Genomic DNA, 15,899 nt, shown 5'->3' on the forward strand with positions numbered 1-15,899 from the left:
GCGGTTCAGGCCGGGATCGGCAGCGCCTCGGGCAGGATGATGCCTTGCGCGTGCAACTGGTCTTCCAGCGTGGTCAGTCGCGACCGGAAACGCGGCCCGTTCAACCGACGCGCCACATTGCGGCACAGCAACGCCTCCAGATAGGGGCGTTCGTGGCTTTCCAGCCGGTTTGCCACCGCGCGCAGATAGCGGGGCAAGTTGCGTCGCGCCCGATAAAGCCGCCAGAAGGCCGCAGCATCGAACCGCCCCGCGCAGGCCAACGCCAGCATCGGTTCCAGCGCGTCCATCTCGTTCAGCATCCGTTCGATGTTCAGGCCCAGATTGGGGCAAGGCAGCAATGTGACATGGGCGCGTGAGAACAGCGCCGCATGCATCGCATCAAGCGTCACCCGCGGGTCGAAGATCACATAGCCCGCATCTGCGCCCTCGACCATGTCCGGTGCAAAGCCGTAGCGATCCGAGAACGAGGTCCGGCGCATGTCGGTGAAACGGTCATCCCAGCCGCTGAGCCGCGGGTCCAGCGTGGCCTGGGGCTGAATGGCGATCACCGTGGCGCCCGGTGCGGTGACGGAAAACGTGGCCGCGGCATAGCCCGCAGGCCCGGTGCCGTAGAACACCACGCGGTCGAAATCCTCGAAGAACCCCTCGTCCACCAGCCGGTCGAAATAGGCATAGACGGCCGGATCGCGGAACCAGGTGTCATGGCTGCAGATCAGCGTCAGGCTGGTCCAGCCGCCTGCCTGCGCGACGGTATAGCCCAGCGGCATCTGTGCGTCCGAGCGCGCGCGAATCCCGCCGCGCGCCTCGAAACTGACAAGCAGCACCGGCCCATCCTCGGCCAGAAGCGCACTGTGCGATTTGCCCAAGCGTTCGAAATAGCCGACCTCGTCGCCCAAGGCTTCGAGCTTTTGTTGCCATTCGCTGTCGCTCAACTCGCGCATCTCTTTACCAACTTCCCCAAAGACAGTCATGCCAGCCTCCCGCGATCTGCTGCGGAGGCTGTGTGATAATGGTTAATCTACCATTTCCAAACTTGGGCATAAATGCGGAAGAAGTCAGAAAATATGCTGTATTGTCCGCAGTTTGGTGGCAATGCACGATACTGTGTCAGCTTGTTTCTCGCTGCTCCACAATCGCCTGTGCCTGTCGGGCCAAGGCCACCATTCTTTGCGCCGCGGCGGGGGCGAGCGGGCGCGAGGCGGGGGTCAGCATCAGCCGTCCGAACAGGGCGCGGTAGTCTTCGTGCAGCATCAGCTCGGCGATCCGGGTATGACGCCAGCGCACCGCCGCGTCATGCAGATCGGCCAGCACCGGATCGGCCATCAGCGCGGCGCGCAGATCCGCGCTGCGCGCCGCATAGCGCGTGATCGAGCGGTCCTCTTCGGTGTCGAAATTCCGCTCGACCCAATAGGACAGATCGAAAACGCCGGTGTCGCGGTTGGCCCGCCCGCGGTCGCATTTCAGAACATAACTTTGCATCGCGCCAAGCGCATAATGGTTCAACTGCACCAGCCCATAACTATCTTGTCCCAGCAGCGAAAAGATCCGCTGCCGGTGAAAGAGCGCGGGCAGCCGCCGCCCCGATCCGTCAAACCAGCGCTGCGCCGCCATACGGCCCGGGTCAGGCTGGCGCGGGCGATGCACGCCCAGCTTGCCATAGCTGCCATCGTTGCGAAACAGCGTCTTGAACAGATAGGCGCGCCAGGGCCACAGCATCGTTGCAGGCGCCGCGCGGGTGAATTGCGCGGTCACCGGCGCGTCGGTGTAATCGACCACGCCCGCATTGCCGAACATCCGCCAGGTCAGCGGGATCGCGGTGGCCTCGGGCAGCGCGGCGCGCAGCGCGTCCAGTGTGCCGTCGCCCACATGGATATTCACGAATTCGTCGATATCGGCAAACAGCACCCAATCCGCACCCGCTTTCAGCGGGTGCCGGTCGGCGGCTTTCAGCGCGGCCCATTGCGGCCCCTGCGGCCAGGGCCCCGGATTGCGCAGATGCGTCAGCCACCCCAACGCCTCCAGCCGGTCCAGCATAGCGTCGGTGCCGTCGTCGCAATCGTTGGAAAACACCAGAAAATCGGTGAACCCCACCGCGCGGTGATGGGCCAGCCATTCCAGCAGGAAGGCCGCTTCGTTCTTGACGGTCAGGATCAGCAGGCTGCGCATGGACCTAGCCTTGCCCGGTTTGCCGCACATTTGCAAATGCCGCACCGCCCGTGTCGCCCATCGGCGCCCGCATCGCATATGGCCCCGTGAAAGATGAGTATTTTTGCCAAGAAGAAGCGCAGGGATTTCTTCTTGGTCCAAATACTCCCGCCGGAGGCATCCGCCGCAGACAGGCCGCGCGCGGGCGGGCAGGGGCGCTCAATGCTCGGCCTCGCCCACATGCGCGACGGTAAAGAAATAATCGGGTGGCAAATCACGCCTGTGCAGATCCTCGGGGATCACGCCGGGGCCTGCGTTGAACACGTTCGAGCCGAAGACATGCAGCATGCGCGACAGCCGCTCGAACCGCTCTGAACACAGCTCGCCATAGAAATTCTCGTAATTCTCGGTCGCGCGCAGTTCGGCGATCTTGGCGCGGTGGCAGGCGACCGAGTGATCGTGCGCGGCGCGGATCTCGGGGTCGGCCATCAGCCGGTCGTATTCGGCCTGCAGCCGCGGGATCATCCGCTGGATTGACCGTTCCTCGACCGCGTTATGGTTCATGCGGAACCAATAGTTCAGCCCCTGGTCGCGGTCGACATGGTTCACCCTTCCGCGGTCGCGTTTCACCAGAAAGCTTTCGGCCGAGCGCACGGCGTAATGGTTCAGCTGCACCCAGTCATAGCCGAAGGTTTCGAGTGTGGAGCGCCAGCCGTTGCGGAACATCTCGCGCGGCATCGGGCGGCCCGAGCCGTTGAGCCAGTGCACCCGGTCCCACAGATCGGGCACCAGCCCCTTGGGTCGATGCACGCCGATCTTCTTGTAGATGTCGATATTGCGAAACAGCGTCTTGAAGCCCCAGGCCTGATGCGGCTTGCGCACGATTTCCGGGGCGCAGGTCACGAACTGGTCCAGCAGAAAGCGGTCCTCGTACTCATGCACATCGCAATTGCCAAACAGCCGCCAGGTCAGCGAGATCATGTTCGCCTCGCCCATCGCGGTATAAAGCGCATTGAGCGTGCCGTCGCCGATCTTGATGTCGATGAATTCATCCACATCCATGCAGATCGCCCAGCCACAATTCTGCACGATCGGTTCGGATTCACTGGCCTGCAGCGCGGCGTGCTGGGGTTTCAACTCGCCCCCCGGAACCCAGGGGTTCACCCGATGCTGCAAGATCCCCTTGCGCTGCAGCATCTCGAGCATGGTGTCGGTGCCGTCGGTGCAGTCGTTGGTGTAGACCAGAAAATCCTCGACCCCGATCGCGCGGTGATAGGCGATCCATTCCAAAATGAAGGGGCCTTCGTTCTTCATCGTGGTGACGATGCAGGTGCGCCCGGCCTCCGCGGCCCGTTTCGGTGCGGGTTTCGGTTTCGAGACCGGCGGGCGGATCGGTTTGTGCCCCCAGATTTCAGTGGCGATCTGCAAAAGCTGCGCATCTTCCACCAACGAGGTCTTGGGCGCCAGTTCCGCCGCCGCGCGCCCCGGCACCCGCAGCGCCATCGCGCGCCAGAACGGGAAGACCGTGCCCGGGTCGGGCTTGGCATAGGCCACGCGGATATGCCGCCAGGTCGCGTTCAGCCCGGCCTTTTGTGGCGCGACGCCCCAGCGTGCGATGCCGCGCCGCGCGTCGAACTGGCGGCAGATGTGATCGGCGAAACGCTCGGGCTGGCCGGGGCGCACCCGCCAGGGATAGATCCGCCGCCCGACCAGCAGAACGACGCCAGATCCAGACGCGATGCAGGCGTCGAACGCGCCGGGTGCGCCATCCGTGCGCGGGGCCAGATAGTCGGTCACATCCAGCGTCAGCACCGCGCGCGCCTGCCCCAGAAACCGCCATTTCGCGATTTCGAACACCAGCGACTGCCCGAGCGGCGCACGCCACGGGTCGGGCGCGGGCACCTCCATGCGGTCCTTGCCGGGCGCGTCGGGGGCCAGGAAAGGGTGGCTTTCGGGGCCCATCCCTGGCTTGCCCAGGGGCACCGGGCTTTCCAGGATCGCCACCGTCATCGGCAGCTCGCGCGCCTCCATCCCGGCGTGCAGGGCGGTCGCGAAATCGGCATCGCTGCCTGCGGCACTGTCGGGCGGGCAGCGGTTCAGGATCACCGCGGCCTCGGCGCCGTGCAGATCGTGGTGCCAGCTCAGCCAGTCGAGCACGGCATCGGCGCTTTGCTCCAGCCGTTCCCCAAAAAGACAGTTCTTGCCTGCAAACGCCGCCCAGTCGGGCGTCGCAGGGGAAAAGGCGCGCAGCTCCGGTTGGGCCCGGGGGATGCCGTCCTGCGGCGGTTCGGGCAGGACCGCCAGATGCCATGGGCCTGTGCCCTGCGCGCGCGCGATCACCATCACCCCGCCTGCCACATCGCGCCGCTCCAGCACCTCGATGGCGGCGGGCTGATCGGCGGGCACCTGATCGGGCTTGCAGGGATTGGCCAGAAACAGCCGCAATTCGGTGCGGCCTTCGGCGCCCCAGCCCACAGCGTCAAGCCAGCCCGCAGGCCCCGCCGTCGCCTGCAACTGCCGCCGGATCACCAAAGCCTCACCCATCTGCCCACACCCTTCCACGCTTTGGCCTGTCCTAACACGATTGCCTCGGCCCGCAAATCCGTGCGCGCCCGCGCGCCCCGCTTTGTCATTGGAAAATCAATGCATCTCGGGCAGGATGCGGCAAAACGAGTGAGGGCAGAGCATGGGACGAGTGCGCGAGGTTGGCACGCTGTGGATTGGCGGCGCGCTAAGCTGGATGGAGCAGCTTTGCCTGAAAAGCTTCGTCGATGCGGGGCAGAAAATCACGCTGTTTTCCTACGAGGACATCCCGAATGTCCCCGAGGGCGTGATCCGGCGCGACGGGCGTGAGGTTCTGGATACCGACGATTTCATCAAATACGAGAAGAAGGACAGTTTCGCGCTGTTCGCCGATTACTTCCGCATCCACATGATCGCGCAGAACCCGGGGATGATCTGGGTCGATACCGATGTCTATTGCCACCGGCCGATGGACTATGACAGCGACTATGTGATGGGGTTCGAGCTGCCCAATTCGACCCGGGTGAACAACGCGGTGCTGGGCCTGCCCGCCGACAGCGCGATCGTGGCCGATCTGCTGGCGTTCATGGAAGACCGCTACGCCATCCCCAGCTTCATCAAGCCCAAACTGCAAGAGGAATATCGCGCCGCCGCCGCAGCAGGCACGCCCGTGCACGTCAGCGCGCAGCCCTGGGGCGTCTGGGGGCCGATGATGATCACCCATTTCGTCGCCAAACACGGGCTGCTGGATCAGGTGCAGCCGATGGATGCCTTCTATCCCGTGCCGTTCCCCGAGCGCACCAAGATGATCCGCGATGCCGCCCGGGTCGAGGCGGCGCTGACCGGGCAGACCACCGCGTTGCATCTGTGGGCCTCGAACAAGCGCGAGCTGGGGCTGCGCTTCAATGGCATTCCGCGCGACGGCAGTTTCCTTGACAAGCTGTTGAAAAAGCATGGTGTCCGGCCCGAGTTTGCCCCGATCAAAGGGCGCGCGAAGTTGGTTTTCGACACGCCTGCGGCGGATGGCAGCCTGCTGGAGAAACTGGGCCTGTCGGCGGTGTCCAGTGTCGCGGATCTGGGCGGCACCGCGCCCGCGCAGGTGCTGGCGGCGCATGACAAATGGGATTGCGACATCACGCTGATCGACCTTTTGCCCAATGGCAAATGGCCTGACGCGCCGTCGGACTGGGTGGCGGGGTATCGCGCCTATCTGGAGGGCCGCGGTGTCGATCCGGCGCGCATCCATCATGTCGCCCGCGCCGCCGATCTGAAGCCGGTGGACCTGTTGTTCAACATCGCGGGCTTTGGCGATGTGAACAAGGTCAAGCACTTGCAACCCGTTCTTGATGCGGGCCTGCACGCCGACAGCCGGATGGTGCTGGACATCCGCAAGGGTTCGGGCGCCTATCCGTTCCTCAAGCCCCAGGGCACGACCGAGACGCTGAGCGACTGGGCCGATGGTGGCGGCGGCAAGACCACGCGGGTGCTGTTCACCCCCAACCCGCCCGCGCCCGAAACCGATGCCGGCTGGGCCGAAATCGCGCGCGGACTGGCGGGGCCCGACGGGTTTTATACCGACAACGGCAGCCATTCGTTCCTGTATATTCCGCGCGGGCGCACGCTCGTGGTGACCTTCGACAACCTCGACATCGCGATGAACAAGCGCGACACCCGCCGCCCCTGGGGGTTTGAATTCATCGAAAAACAGGGCTGGTCGATGCTGGGCGTGATGGCGGGCGGCTGGACCTGGTATCGCGACCCCTGGGTCAGCGACGAATTCGACCGGCTGGCGACAGAGGGCTTCTTCAACCAGTTCGAGCGCGTGGTGTTCTACGGCGCCTCGATGGGGGGCTATGCGGCCTGCGCCTTCTGCGCGGCCCATCCCGGTGCCGATGTGGTGGTGATCTCGCCACAGTCCACGCTCGACAAGACGCTGGTGCCGTGGGAGACGCGCTATAAAACCGCCTGGGGCGCGGATTTTTCCGGAAAATACGGCGATGCGGCGCAGGCCTCGCGCACGGCGCGGCGCGTGTCGATCCTGTATGATCCCTATGAACCCCTGGACGCGGGCCATGTGGCGCGGTTCGAGGGCGAAAACGTGATGCGCCTGCGCGCGCCGCTGATGGGGCACCGGCTGGGCTCGTCGCTGCATCAGATGGGCATTCTGTCGCCGATCATTCTGGGGGCGCTGGACGGCACGCTGACCGAGGCGGGGTTCTATCGCCGCCTGCGGGCGCGGCGCGATTTCCCGCGCTATCAGCGCGAGCTGTTCAACCGTGCCGTGGCGCGCGGTCACACGGCGCTGGCGCGGCGACTCGGGGCCTGGGCGCTGCGCCGCGGCGACAATCGCGCGATCCGTCTGGCCATGGCCGATCTGTAAGACGGGGTCTGGATAAAATGTCGCAGCCCGCGCCCCGGCGAATTTGACCTAAGTCAAAGTTTGCACCTGCAGCGCGGGATACGAGTTGGGCATCGGGTTTGCGATCTCCCTGAAATGCGGCGCAAGCCGCCGAAAACCCGATCCGAGGATCACCGGCATTCTCCCTTGCCAGATCCCCAAAATGCGCTGCGGGCCTCCCTCCCGCAGCGCTTTTATTTTCAGCCCCTGAAATCCTGTTTCGATTGCCTGCATCTGCCGCAAATCCGAACATGCCGCGGTGCGGCGTTGATTTCCTTTTGAAATCAACAATTAATGCAATAATGTGAATGTCATGTTTTAAGAGGAGGGGCGTATGTCCGTATCTTGGAAGCTGGGAGGGCTGATGCTCGGTCTGGTGTTTTTCGCCGCAATGCTGCTGGTGAAGCCGATCGGGATGTCGACCGAATTTGTGGTTTTCGACGGGGTGATCTGGGACATGATCAACCCCGATATCGTGGTCGAGGGGCCGGACGGGCCGACCTCGTCCAATGCCTATCTGAACGGGGTGGCCAAATCGGTGGCCAATCCGCTGAACTATGGCGTGGTCTTCGTGCTGGCGACGATGCTGGGCGCGGGCGTGTCGGCGGCGCTGCGTGGGGCCTATGGCGGCGGGGGTGTTGTGCCGTCGCTTTGGGCGGCAAACTTCGGTGCATCGGCGGCGAAACGTTTCGCCGGGGCGTTCCTGGGCGGGTTCATCGTGCTGTATGGTGCGCGACTCGCTGGGGGCTGCACCTCGGGGCACATGATGTCGGGGATGAGCCAGACCTCGGTTTCCGGCTTCATCTTCGCGGCGGGCGCCTTCCTGGTGGCGATTCCGACCGCGATGATTCTGTTCAAGCAGGAGGGCTGAGCGATGCAACTGTTCATTGCACTTGTGGTGGGCGCGGCCTTCGGCGCGGTTCTTGACCGGATCGGCGCGACCAACCCGTCGGTTCTGGGGCGGATGCTGGCGCTGCGCGCCTTGGGCCTGATGAAGGCGATCATTCTGGCGATCGGCGTGGCGCTTCTGCTGACCTTCGCGGGGCAGATGACGGGGATCGTCGATGTCGGGCACATGTCGGTGAAAACCGCCTATGTCGGCGTGTTCCTGGGCGGCATGCTGCTGGGCTTCGGCTGGGCGCTGTCGGGCTATTGCCCGGGCACGGGGCTGTGCGCGCTGGCCTCGGGGCGGCGTGATGCGCTGTTCTTCGTGGCGGGCGGCCTGCTGGGCGCCTTCGCCTATATCCAAAGCTATGACGCGGTCAAATCCACCGGCCTGCTGGAGCCGATCCTGGGCGGCAAGGTCACCATCGGGGCGGTGCCGGGATCGAAATTCGAGGGCCTCTTCCCGGGGCTGCCGGGTGACATCGTGGGGATCGTGCTGGGGCTGGTGTTCATCGCAGTGGCCTTCGTGCTGCCCGAAGGGCGCGCGGGCGACCGGGCCTTGACGGTCCCGGCCGAATAAGGCCACAGACCCGGCAAACGCGAAAGGGGGCCGCAGGGCCCCCTTTTTCAGATGATCCGCACCTGCGTGCCGACCGGGCACAGCTCGAACAGTTCGGCGATCATCTCGTTATAAAGCCCGATGCATCCGTCCGAGGATTTGCGCCCGATCTTGCGGGTGTCATGCGTGCCGTGGATGATATAGGCGGGCCAGCCCAGATACATCGCATGGGTGCCCAGCGGGTTGTCGGGGCCGGGCGGCATGTAATGCAGCGCCGGGTTGCGTTCGATCATAGAACGCGTGGGCGTCCAGTCCGGCCCCACCTTCTTGCGCACGATCTTGGTATAGCCGCGCTTGGTCAGTTCCTCGGTCAGCGGCACCGAGGTCGGGTAAAGCCGATAATCCGCCCCGTCTTTCGCCCAGTAATGCAGCGCTTTCGAGCGGGTATCGGCCACCAGCGTCACCCGGTCGAGCGCATCGAAATGGTCGCGCCAGTCGATCTGCCGGAAGGCCGAGATATTGGCGCGCTGCGGCGGGGCCACCAGTGCCGGTCGCTCGGCCATCGGCTGATCGGTGATCTCGACCTGTTGCGCGCGCAGCAGGCCGGGCGCGGTCAACAGCGCGGCACTGCCGCAGGTCAATGCCATGCGGCGGGTCAGGGGGCGGGTCATCGTCGGGGCTCCTGCTCTTGCTTTGCGCCACCCTCTCATTGCCGGGCGGGCAGATCAAATCACGCCCCCTCACGGCTGCGCGAGTTCATGGCAAAAGGCCCCGCCGCGGGGCAGGGCCTTTGGAAATTGGGGGCTGACGGGCCGGTTATTTCGGCGCGATCATCATCACCATCTGGCGGCCTTCAAGCTTCGGCATCGCCTCGATCTTGCCTGCATCGCCCACGTCTTCCTTGACGCGGTTGAGCAGTTCCAGACCCAGTTGCTGGTGCGCCATCTCGCGGCCACGGAAGCGCAGCGTGATCTTGACCTTGTCGCCTTCCTCCAGGAATTTCATCACCGAGCGCATCTTGACCTCGTAGTCATGCGTGTCGGTGCCCGGGCGGAACTTGATTTCCTTGATCTCGATGATCTTCTGCTTCTTGCGCGCCTCGGCTTCGCGCTTCTGCTGTTCGTATTTGAACTTGCCGTAGTCCATGATCTTGCAGACCGGCGGAACCGCCGTCGGCGAGATCTCGACCAGATCGAGCCCGGCCTCTTCGGCCATCTGCATGGCGCGGGCGGGGGATACGACGCCCACGTTTTCGCCATCCGCGCCGATCAGGCGGATTTCAGGCGCGCGGATGCGGTCATTGACGCGGGGTCCGGTGTCGCGCTGGGGCGGGGCATTGTGCGGTCTGCGGGCTATGGCTGTGTTCCTTCTGTGGCCATGTGCGGAATGGCGCGCAAAATAGAGCCGGGATCGGCGGCTTTCAACCACAATCGCGTTTTGGCGCCGAGAGAATGGGTCTTGGCGGCGGAAAGGGGGAAAATCCGGGCGATGAACTCCTTTTCATTCACGATTCAGGGGGCCATATACCAGTCGGAAACGTTTTTTCCCGAACACCGAGGGAGTGGAAAGATGAATAAAGTTCTTGGTCTTGTCGTTGTGATCGCCGCAATTGCCGCGGGTGCATGGTATTTCACGCAAACCCGCGTGGGGCAGGAAGCTGCGTCGGACGTAGCCGAGACGACCGGTGATGCCGCCACGGCCACGACCGAAGCCGTGACCGAGGCTGCCGACAGCGCGGCGCAGACCGCGACCGAGGCGGCGACGGCTGCCACCGAAGCGGCCGCCGATGCCGCCAGCGCCGCAACCGAAGCCGCCGGCGCTGCGGTCGACGCCGCGGCCGAGACCGCGAACGAGGCCGCCACCGCCGCCGCGGATGCCGCGACCGATGCCGCCGCTGCTGCGACCGAAGCGGCCGGCGCCGCCACCGATGCCGCTGCCGCGGCTGTGACCGAGGCCACCGACAGCGCCGCTGCCGTGGCGGCCGATGCGGCGAGTGCCGCGGCCGACGCCGCGAATGCGGCTGCCGAAGCCGCGACCGACGCAGCCGGTGCTGCCGACAATGCGGTTGCCGCGGCTGCCGGGCTCGACACCGACATGCTGACCGCCGCGCAGGCGCTCAGCGTCGACACCTTCGATGCCGCCAAGGTGACCGAGATCATCGACGCCTCGGCGCTGGATGACACGGTCAAGGTCTCGCTGAAAGCCGCCGTGGACAGCGCGGCCGCCAACCCCGAACTGGTTTCGGGTGTGGTTGATCAGGTGAAGGCCGCTCTGGGTCTCTGATCCTTTCTGCCGCGCAAGCGTCTGACATTTTCCGCCCCCCGGTGCCGCCGGGGGGCGGTTTGCATTTCGGGGGGCTTGTCTCTGGCACTGTGCGTGGCATGAAAAAACCGCGCCCGGTGCGGGGCGCGGTTCGGATAGGGCCGGGCTTGGGCAGGTTCAGATGCCGTCGCCGACGAAGGCCTTTTCGACCACATATTCGCGGGGTTCGGAATTGGCGCCCTCGCGCAGGCCAAAGCCTTCGAGCACGGCCATCACATCCTTGTTGAATGCCAGGCTGCCGCAGACCATCGCGCGGTCATGTTCGGCATCCATCGGTGCGATGCCGAGGTCGGAAAACACCTTGCCCGAGGCGAGGTTGTCGGTGATCCGGCCCATGAACGGGCTCTCTTCGCGCGTCGTGGTCGGGTAGTATTTCAGCTTGCCCTCGACCATCTCGCCGATCAGCTCGTCGTTTTTCAGCCCTTCCACCAGTTCGCGGCCGTATTCCAGTTCGGCGGCCGTGCGGCAGGTGTGCATCATCACGACTTCGTCAAACTTTTCATAAACTTCCGGGTCGCGCATCAGGCTGGCGAAAGGCGCAATCCCGGTGCCGGTGGCCAGGAACCACACGCGCTTGCCCGGCAGCAGCGCGTCGATCACCAGCGTGCCCACGGGTTTCGGGCGCAGGATGATTTCATCGCCCACCGCGATATGTTGCAGCTTCGAGGTCAGCGGCCCGTCCGGCACCTTGATCGAATAGAATTCCAGCTCTTCGTCCCAAGAGGGCGAGGCGATCGAATAGGCGCGCAAGAGCGGTTTGTCGTTGTCGCCCATCAGCCCGATCATCACGAACTCGCCCGAGCGGAAACGCAGCGTTTGCGGCCGTGTCACGCGGAAGGAAAACAGCCGGTCGGTCCAGTGTTTGACCTCGGTCACGGTCTGGGCGTCGGGCAGGTGCTTGACGGGCGGAATGGTCGCGGTTTCGGTCACGTCGGTCTCATTTTTCTGGGGCCCCAAAAAACGGGGGCGGGCAAACATATGCCGCAGATACCTCTAAGCTGCGAGGCCCTGCCTTGATTTGGCTCAAGTCGGCGCTCCGCAGTCTTGTACGGCGGAATGGTTAAGGCGGGAATAGCAAACTCAGCCTTTCATGCGGGCGCGATAGTCGCCTGCGGCCCAGTCGGCGCGGGCGGCCCATTGCGCGGCGGGCTGGCGCGCGGCCAGATCGGCGCTGATTTCCACCTCGTCAAAGCCCGAGCGCCGCGCCATCGCGTATTGATCGGCGATCACATGACCTGCGGCACGCAGCCGTCCGGCATAGCCCAGATCGCGCAGCCGGCGCGCCAGCGTAAAGCCGCGCCCGTCCGAAAACGCCGGGAAGGCGATGCGCACCAGATCCGCACCCGAGGTCAGCTGCGCCAGCTGATCGGGGGCGGTGTCGGGGGCCAGATCGACCGGGGTGCCGGTGAAATCCTCGGCGTGGAAGCCGTCGTCGCGCACGATCACGCTCATGCCACTTTCTCCGTGTTTGCGGTGTCTTGGGCGGGCGCGTCCGCAGGCGCGGTCTGCCCGCGCACGGCCTTGCCGCCGATGAAATGGATGCCGCATTCGGTTTTCGCCGAATTGCGCCAGCGGCCCGCGCGCGGGTCTTCGCCGGGTTTCACCGGGCTGGTGCAGGGCGCGCAGCCGATCGAAGGGTAGCCCTTGGCCACCAGCGGATGCCGGGGCAGGCGGTTCTGGACCATGTATTCTTCCAGATCCTCGCGGCCCCAATGCGCCAGCGGGTTGATCTTCATGCGCCTGTCCGTCTCGACCTCGAAGAAGTCGATGGTCTGGCGCGTGGCCCCCTGATAGCGCTTGCGCCCGGTGATCCAGGCGTCAAAGCCCGACAGCGCCTGTTCCAGCGGCACCGTCTTGCGCAGGGTGCAGCAGGCGTCGGTATTGAACTGATGCAGCGTGCCGTCGGGATCGTCGAGCTTCAGCGCGGCCTCGGTGGCGGTGATGACGCGCACATCCGTCAGCCCCAGTTTCGCGGCCACATCGCGCTGATATTGCAGGGTTTCCTCGAACAGCATCAGCGTGTCGATGAACAGCACCGGCGTGCCCGGCGCGATCACCGACACCATATGCAGCAGCACGACCGATTCCGCCCCGAACGAGCTGACCAGCGCCACCTCGCCGGTGTCGGGGTCTTTCAGCGCCTTTTCCATGACCGACACCGCCGCATGATGGCGGTAGCGGTCATTGAGCGCGGCAACGCGGGGTCCGATGTCAGGCAGCATCACGCGCCCCTTCGCCATAAAGTGCGGTCTTGAACGGTTGCGCGCCAAGGCGGCGATAGGCCTGCAGGAAGGTCTCTTGCCGGTCGGCGCGCAGGTCCAGATAGGCGCGCAGGATGCGTTCGATCGCGGGCACGACCTCGTCATAGGCAAAACCCGGGCCTGCCCGCTCGCCGATGGCGGCGGTTTCGCTGCCGTCACCGCCCAGCGTGATCTGATAGTTTTCCACGCCTGCGCGATCCAGCCCCAGAATCCCGATATGGCCGACATGATGATGCCCGCAGGCATTGATGCAGCCTGAAATCTTGATCTTCAGCGCACCGATTTCCTGTTCCAGCCCGAGCGCCTGAAAATGCGTCGCCAGCTCCTGCGCGACGGGGATCGAGCGGGCCGTGGCCAGCGCGCAATAATCCATTCCGGGGCAGGCGATGATATCCGACAGCAGGCCGACATTGGCCGTGGCCAGCCCCGCGCGCAGCAGTTCGGCATGCACGGCGGGCAGATCGGCGCGCGCGACATGCGGCAAGATCACGTTCTGCTCGTGGCTGATACGCAGCTCTCCATAGCCATAACGCTCGGCCAGATCGGCCATCAGCCGCATCTGATCGGCCGAGGCATCGCCCGGCGTCTGGCCATGCGCCTTGATCGAGATGGTCACGATGGCATGGTCGGCGCGTTTGTGCGCGGTCAGGTTCTGCCCGGCCCAGGCGGCGAACAGGGGGTCGACCGCCAGTGATTTCTCATAGAAATCAACCGGCTTTGCCACGAAAGCGGGCGGCGCGAACTGCGCTTCGATCCCCGCCAGCAGGGCCTGATCGACGCCGGTGAACTGCGGGCGGATGCGGGCGAATTCCTCTTCGGTGGCGGCGCGGAAGGCCTCGATCCCGTTTTCGAAGACGGTGATCTTGATGCGCGCCTTGTATTTGTTGTCGCGCCGTCCCAACAGGTTGTAGGTGGAAACCACCGCCTCCAGATAGGGCAGCAGATCGGCCTGCGGCAGGAAGTCCCGGATCACCTGACCCAGCATCGGCGTGCGGCCAAGACCGCCGCCGACCAGCACCCTGAAGCCGATCTCGCCGCCCTGACGCACGATCTGCAGCCCGATGTCATGGGCGCGGATCACCGCCCGGTCGGCCGCAGCCCCGGTGATCGCGATCTTGAACTTGCGCGGCAGGAACTGGAATTCGGCATGATCGCTCGACCATTGCCGGATCAGCTCGGCCACGGGGCGGGGATCGGCCACCTCATCGGCGGCGGCGCCCGCGAAATGATCGGCGGTCACGTTGCGGATGCAGTTGCCCGAGGTCTGGATCGCATGCATCTGCACATCGGCCAGCGCGTCGATGATATCGGGCACATCGGTCAGTTTGGGCCAGTTGAACTGGATGTTCTGGCGGGTGGTGAAATGGCCATAGCCCTTGTCCCACCGCTCGGCGATCATCGCCAGCTGGCGCATCTGATCGGCGCGCAGCGTGCCATAGGGGATCGCCACGCGCAGCATATAGGCGTGCAGCTGCAGATAGAGCCCGTTCATCAGCCGCAGCGGACGGAATTCATCTTCCGTCAGGCTGCCATCCAGCCGCCGTTCGACCTGCGCGCGGAACTGCGCGGCGCGGGCGCGCACGAAGGCCTCGTCGAAATCGCTGTAGTTATACATGGGCGACCTCCTGCTTGCCGTGGGCATAGTTCGACGGGCCGCGGGTGCGGAACGCCTCGCGGAAATGAACGGGTTCGGGGCCGTTCGGACCGGCCTTGGCCTCGGCCAGATAGGGGCCGACGACGCGGTCGCCCTGACCCATTGCCGACAGCAGGCGCAACTCGGCGATCGCCTCGTCTTCCAGCAATTCGGCCTCGGAATGGCTGCGCGACCAGTGGCCCGCAGCGGTCAGATAGATCACGTCGCCCGCGCGCAGATCGTTCGCGGTCACGACTTTCGGGGTGAATTTGCGGCTCATGAGCGGGCCTCCAGGGGCAAAGACAGGGGCAGGCGGGCGGTCTGGCGCGGGGTCAGACCCAGCAGGATGACGGCGGGGCCGGACAGACAGGCGGCGGTCTGCGGCAGGGTGGCCAGCGTGCCGGCATGGATCGCCTGATCGGCGCGGCTGGCGTTTTCGACCAGCGTCACGGGGGTGTCGGCGGCGGCGCCATGCATCATCAGCCGGCCCTGCACGAAACGCGCCGCGCGCTTGCCCATATAGATCGCGGCAACCGCGCCGGGGCGGGCCAGCGCCTGCCAGTCGGCCTCGGCAAAGCCCGCGACGTCATGGCCGGTCAGGATGCGCAGTTCGGAATTGCGCCCGCGCGCAGTCAGGCTCTGCCCAAGTGCGGTGGCGGCGGCCGAGGCGGCGGTGATCCCGGGCAGCACAGTGAAACCGATCCCCGCGGCATCCAGCGCGTCCAGCTCCTCGTCCAGCCGCCCGAAGATCGCCGCATCGCCCGACTTGAGCCGCAACACGGCGCGGCCTGCGCGCGCGAAGGCCACCATCAGCGCCGAGATGTCCTTTTGTGCGATGCCCGGGCCGAAGCCCGCCTTGCCGGTCTCGATCACCAGCGCGTCGGGGCTGGCCAGGGCCAGAACTTCGGCGCTGACCAGACGGTCGTGCAGGATCACATCGGCCTCGGCCAGCGCCCGCGCCACCGCCAGGGTCAGCAGGTCGGGGTCGCCGGGACCCGCGCCCGCAAGGGTCACATGGCCGGTCTGAGAGGTCGGAAAGGAAATCGAACGGGACATCGCACACCTGTTTTTCTGTGCCCAATATAGGAAATTTTCCCACCATATCGCCATTCCCCCTTGCGAATAAGGAACAATGTTTCATATTGGGCTGGTCTTGACGCATGTTTCCCGGAA

Annotated in this window: 16 protein-coding genes; 4 read left to right on the top strand and 12 right to left on the bottom strand. The window is 65.1% G+C overall.

The genetic code is table 11. The features are described from left to right. Positions 1–5: 5 nt before the first annotated feature. The 3 genes from P2G62_RS14575 to P2G62_RS14585 form a co-directional block, all read right to left on the bottom strand. Positions 6–971: a phosphoadenosine phosphosulfate reductase gene (locus P2G62_RS14575; RefSeq protein ID WP_275735638.1), complete on the bottom strand. Its 966-nt coding sequence runs from the start codon at positions 969–971 to the stop codon at positions 6–8. A gap of 136 nt (positions 972–1,107) precedes the next feature. Further along, on the bottom strand, positions 1,108–2,166 hold the full coding sequence (locus P2G62_RS14580; protein WP_275735639.1) for a glycosyltransferase family 2 protein: 1,059 nt from the start codon (positions 2,164–2,166) through the stop codon (positions 1,108–1,110). 198 nt (positions 2,167–2,364) lie between these two features. After that, positions 2,365–4,689, bottom strand: coding sequence for a glycosyltransferase family 2 protein (locus P2G62_RS14585; RefSeq protein ID WP_275735640.1), 2,325 nt, complete (start codon positions 4,687–4,689; stop codon positions 2,365–2,367). Between the two features lie 142 nt (positions 4,690–4,831). On the opposite strand from P2G62_RS14585, the gene P2G62_RS14590 reads away from it, so the two are divergent. Continuing rightward, a complete protein-coding gene (locus P2G62_RS14590) occupies positions 4,832–7,048 on the top strand; it encodes a hypothetical protein (protein ID WP_275735641.1) in 2,217 nt (738 codons plus the stop codon). A gap of 48 nt (positions 7,049–7,096) precedes the next feature. Here P2G62_RS14590 and P2G62_RS14595 read toward each other — a convergent pair whose 3' ends face one another. Then, positions 7,097–7,300: a hypothetical protein gene (locus tag P2G62_RS14595; RefSeq protein ID WP_275735642.1), complete on the bottom strand. Its 204-nt coding sequence runs from the start codon at positions 7,298–7,300 to the stop codon at positions 7,097–7,099. A gap of 100 nt (positions 7,301–7,400) precedes the next feature. On the opposite strand from P2G62_RS14595, the gene P2G62_RS14600 reads away from it, so the two are divergent. Both P2G62_RS14600 and P2G62_RS14605 read left to right on the top strand, forming a co-directional pair. Continuing rightward, positions 7,401–7,937, top strand: a complete 537-nt coding sequence (locus P2G62_RS14600; RefSeq protein ID WP_275735643.1) for a YeeE/YedE thiosulfate transporter family protein — start codon at positions 7,401–7,403, stop codon at positions 7,935–7,937. A 3-nt stretch (positions 7,938–7,940) separates the two neighbouring features. Further along, positions 7,941–8,531, top strand: coding sequence for a DUF6691 family protein (locus tag P2G62_RS14605; RefSeq protein WP_275735644.1), 591 nt, complete (start codon positions 7,941–7,943; stop codon positions 8,529–8,531). Positions 8,532–8,578: 47 nt separating this feature from the next. Here P2G62_RS14605 and P2G62_RS14610 read toward each other — a convergent pair whose 3' ends face one another. Beyond that, positions 8,579–9,181 carry a L,D-transpeptidase gene (locus tag P2G62_RS14610; RefSeq protein ID WP_275735645.1) on the bottom strand — a complete coding sequence of 201 codons (603 nt, stop codon included), beginning with the start codon at positions 9,179–9,181 and terminating at the stop codon, positions 8,579–8,581. A gap of 145 nt (positions 9,182–9,326) precedes the next feature. Next, entirely contained in the window at positions 9,327–9,866 is a 540-nt protein-coding gene (gene infC, locus P2G62_RS14615; protein ID WP_275735726.1) for a translation initiation factor IF-3, read from the bottom strand. A 213-nt stretch (positions 9,867–10,079) separates the two neighbouring features. On the opposite strand from infC, the gene P2G62_RS14620 reads away from it, so the two are divergent. Further along, positions 10,080–10,793 (top strand): translation initiation factor 3, encoded by a 714-nt coding sequence (locus P2G62_RS14620; RefSeq protein WP_275735646.1) that lies wholly within the window; start codon positions 10,080–10,082, stop codon positions 10,791–10,793. Between the two features lie 156 nt (positions 10,794–10,949). Here P2G62_RS14620 and P2G62_RS14625 read toward each other — a convergent pair whose 3' ends face one another. The 6 genes from P2G62_RS14625 to cobA all read right to left on the bottom strand — a co-directional run bounded on the left by P2G62_RS14625 (position 10,950) and on the right by cobA (position 15,782). After that, positions 10,950–11,762, bottom strand: a complete 813-nt coding sequence (locus tag P2G62_RS14625) for a ferredoxin--NADP reductase (protein WP_345799276.1) — start codon at positions 11,760–11,762, stop codon at positions 10,950–10,952. 150 nt (positions 11,763–11,912) lie between these two features. After that, positions 11,913–12,284, bottom strand: coding sequence for a DUF934 domain-containing protein (locus tag P2G62_RS14630; protein ID WP_275735648.1), 372 nt, complete (start codon positions 12,282–12,284; stop codon positions 11,913–11,915). Next, a complete protein-coding gene (locus tag P2G62_RS14635) occupies positions 12,281–13,054 on the bottom strand; it encodes a phosphoadenylyl-sulfate reductase (protein WP_275735649.1) in 774 nt (257 codons plus the stop codon). Before P2G62_RS14635 ends, P2G62_RS14630 begins: the two co-directional genes overlap by 4 nt. Then, positions 13,044–14,708, bottom strand: a complete 1,665-nt coding sequence (locus P2G62_RS14640; protein ID WP_275735650.1) for a nitrite/sulfite reductase — start codon at positions 14,706–14,708, stop codon at positions 13,044–13,046. The genes P2G62_RS14635 and P2G62_RS14640 overlap by 11 nt, the downstream gene beginning before the upstream one ends. Beyond that, on the bottom strand, positions 14,701–15,006 hold the full coding sequence (locus tag P2G62_RS14645) for a DUF2849 domain-containing protein (RefSeq protein WP_275735651.1): 306 nt from the start codon (positions 15,004–15,006) through the stop codon (positions 14,701–14,703). The genes P2G62_RS14640 and P2G62_RS14645 overlap by 8 nt, the downstream gene beginning before the upstream one ends. Next, positions 15,003–15,782: a uroporphyrinogen-III C-methyltransferase gene (gene cobA / locus P2G62_RS14650; RefSeq protein WP_275735652.1), complete on the bottom strand. Its 780-nt coding sequence runs from the start codon at positions 15,780–15,782 to the stop codon at positions 15,003–15,005. Before cobA ends, P2G62_RS14645 begins: the two co-directional genes overlap by 4 nt. Between the last annotated feature and the right edge of the window lie 117 nt (positions 15,783–15,899).

Origin of the sequence: Paenirhodobacter sp. CAU 1674, from assembly GCF_029222945.1 — a bacterium.
In the GTDB taxonomy this organism is placed as follows: domain Bacteria; phylum Pseudomonadota; class Alphaproteobacteria; order Rhodobacterales; family Rhodobacteraceae; genus Rhodobacter.